We start from the raw sequence: 2770 nt of genomic DNA, 5'->3' as shown, positions 1-2770 counted from the left end.
GGTGATCATGAAGCGTAGAGAACTCCATGATCGGGCGAACCGTGCCTGCCCTGCTACTACCGATTAGCTCGGCACCTACTGGCGGACGCCCTTAGCCAGGACAACGAACGGCTGCCGAAGGGCCAGCCAGTGGTCGCCAGCTGCACCCAAGCGCCGTCCGGCTCATCGGCTCTCGCGTCCCACCACCACCAGCTCCGGTCGTCGCCCATCCCTTCCTCGGTAGGGTCGAAGTAGTCGAGCCAACCCGAGAGCATCCACGGTCCCTGATCGACAGCCGCCTTCTGCTGCGGCGTCATGGCCCGCCACTGACGTAGCCAGGCCTCGGCGTCGAAGGGCTCGCCATGTTCTGGTTCGGGGTGCTCGGGCGCGCACTGCTGGATGAACCAAGTCGGCATCAGCTGCGGCCATCGCTCAAATGCTGGCCACTCACCCATCTGCGCGACCACGCACGTCAGTACCGCGCGCGCATTGGCTATGACCTGGGCCGAATCCTCGGCAGTGAACCCGCTCTTCTGCCGGTCACCTTCTCGTAAGGGGTCACCGGTTGAGGCTCGTTCGCTCGGCATGCTGTTCACGTCACGTGGTGGTGCCTAGTAACGTTACCGGGTGCCGAGTTCCCACGAGCGCCCCTGCTCGGCGGGAGCCATCCCAGCGCTACGGCCGTGGCAGCCAGGCCGCAGCGGACCCAAAAACTTCGCTGGTCCGTTCTGAGGACTGACATCCGGACAGGAGAGCAGCACGTGAGCACGGCGCATGCCAGCCCGGGTGACTACAGCCAGGTACCGAATCCGGAGCAGGCCCTCAAGTACGCGATCCAGCATATTGCGGGTGACCGTGTCGAGATCGTCGAGGGAGTCATCACCCCCGTGTCACCGTCCTGGGCCCACGAGACTGCCGTCGACCTGATCCGTGAACAGATCGGGCCCCGCATGCGCGAGCTCGGCCTCCGTGCCGGCTCCGGGAACCTCGACCTGCCCGGCACGGAGAACTACTACGTTCCGGACCTCGCCGTCGTGCCCGCCGAGTTGGCGAAGACCGAAGGGGCGCTCCTGCCCGACCAGACCGTGCTCGTCGTCGAGGTGACCTCGCCGTCGAACGGTGACACCGACCGGACCGCGAAGCGCCGGCGGTACTCGCAGTTCGGCGCTCCCGTGTACCTCCTGGTCGACCGGCAGGAACGCACCTGCACCCTTTTCTCCCAGCCCGGCCAGCTCGGCTACACCCGGATCGAAGGGCCCCACCCCTTCGGCACCCCCCTGCAGCTACCGCCCCCGTTGAGCACCGAACTCGACACGACCAACTTCTGACACAGGAAGCGGCCATGCGGGTCACCTCCGCACACGCGGCGATTGCTCCGCCATGTAGACGTCCAGACCCACCACGTACGGGTCGGCCCCGTTCTATCGGACCGCCCTTCGCCTGGTGACCGGCAAACCGGCCAGGCCCGGCGATCCGTGGCTGCTGGCCGGACTTCGCGGATAGACCGAAGCACCAGCGCGGCACCGCGGCTGGCTGTGCGAGCACGAAGCAGCCCGACCGACCGCAGCCGAGGACAGCCGGCACCAAGAAGCCGCCGCCCTCGCCCCATGGCCGAGAGCAGCGCGCACGCCACCGTGCCGCCCTCGCCGCTGCCCGCGCGAACCGGGCCAGTGCCGTGCCGCTGCGCACCGCTCGCCCGCCGGAGCCCGCACCCGCCCGCGGTGCGGCGTGAGGTCGCCGACCGTGGTTCCCGAAGCGAGTAGCCTCGCAGCAGACGAGAGATGGAGTGTCGCCATGAGTCAGCCCGTGCACGACGGGGTCGAGCTGATCCCCCGGCCCGAGCAGAGTCCGGCCGCGCTCGCCCCCATGGGCCGCGCTGGTCGGCGGCATCCACACTTATCGCCGACCAGACCCCTTACGAGATCGCCTACGCCAGCCGCACCTGAGAGGCTCCCGCCTGCTGGTACTCCAGCTGTAGATCTTGATGTCGTCAGGCATCAGGATGGTGCTCATGACTGGTGATCCCTTGCGTGTGTCCCTTGATGAGCTGCGCAGGTCCTTCGATGTGCTGATCCGTCACGTCGAAGGCGCCACGGCGGGCGGTGCCGTCGTCCTGGACAAGGACTACTTCTGGTCGATCCCGTCCGACGAGCTGTACGACGTCGCGAACGTGCCAGGCAACCTGACGATCGGGCAGCTCTCCGAGTCCTGGCAGCATCTGCAGGATCTGCTTGCTAAGGAAGATCGTGCTCTGGGATACCACCTGGTGTGGTTCGCTGACGTCCTGCGGGCGATCGGCCAGGACCTCGCCGCATAGTCGCCCACCGGCGTAGGCCGCGATTTTCATGCCTGCGTGGTGGCCTGGTGCCGCTGGTAGTGGCTGGTGCGGGTTCGAGCCTGGTGTCGTCGGCGCCAGTGCGGCCAGCGGAGTCGGTGCGCGAAATCGCGGGCATGTTGGTTGATGAACGCGGCGAAGAGGCGCTGGATCTCGTTGCACGTCAGCGGGACGAGCCCCGGAAGCGCCGCGGGTTTACCGTGCGGTGGCGGCCGTGACCGCAGGGGAGGCGTGCGCGAGCATGGCCGCCGTCTCCGCCTGCGGACCGGTCTCACCCAGCAAGATCAAGATCTACAGCAAGAGTACTAGAGAGCTTCTGATCCCGGACATCGGGATTGGCGTTGGGGGGCGTCGAGGTAGGTACTGAAATTGGCGCTTCAGGGTGATGGCGGCGGGAGGTCGAGGGAGAGGCCGGTCCCGGCGAGGAATCCGTCGAGGATGTCGGGGCGGTACTGG

At 67.2% G+C, this 2770-nt stretch carries 3 protein-coding genes and 1 pseudogene; 2 read left to right on the top strand and 2 right to left on the bottom strand.

What is annotated here, in order from left to right; genetic code table 11:
* Window positions 1-56: 56 nt before the first annotated feature.
* Entirely contained in the window at window positions 57-566 is a 510-nt protein-coding gene (locus ACZ51D_RS43595) for a hypothetical protein (RefSeq protein ID WP_465665867.1), read from the bottom strand.
* Window positions 567-740: 174 nt separating this feature from the next.
* Between ACZ51D_RS43595 and ACZ51D_RS43590 the strand changes: the two genes are divergently transcribed.
* Window positions 741-1307, top strand: coding sequence for a Uma2 family endonuclease (locus ACZ51D_RS43590; RefSeq protein WP_360509975.1), 567 nt, complete (start codon window positions 741-743; stop codon window positions 1305-1307).
* A gap of 683 nt (window positions 1308-1990) precedes the next feature.
* Window positions 1991-2296: a hypothetical protein gene (locus tag ACZ51D_RS43585; protein WP_465665865.1), complete on the top strand. Its 306-nt coding sequence runs from the start codon at window positions 1991-1993 to the stop codon at window positions 2294-2296.
* 26 nt (window positions 2297-2322) lie between these two features.
* On the opposite strand, the pseudogene ACZ51D_RS43580 reads toward ACZ51D_RS43585, so the two are convergent.
* A pseudogene (locus tag ACZ51D_RS43580) lies at window positions 2323-2566 on the bottom strand (IS701 family transposase); the annotation flags it as partial.
* Between the last annotated feature and the right edge of the window lie 204 nt (window positions 2567-2770).

Source organism: Kitasatospora sp. NPDC033851, from assembly GCF_055576085.1.
The sequence above is the reverse complement of the archived record's forward strand: the minus strand, read 5'-3'. Positions and strand labels throughout refer to the sequence as shown.

What these genes read in the sequence shown, in the direction of transcription:
- ACZ51D_RS43595 (WP_465665867.1), bottom strand. Translation starts at nt 566, where the DNA reads ATGCCGAGCGAACGAGCCTCAACCGGTGACCCCTTACGAGAAGGTGAC.
- ACZ51D_RS43585 (WP_465665865.1), top strand. Translation starts at nt 1,991, where the DNA reads ATGACTGGTGATCCCTTGCGTGTGTCCCTTGATGAGCTGCGCAGGTCC.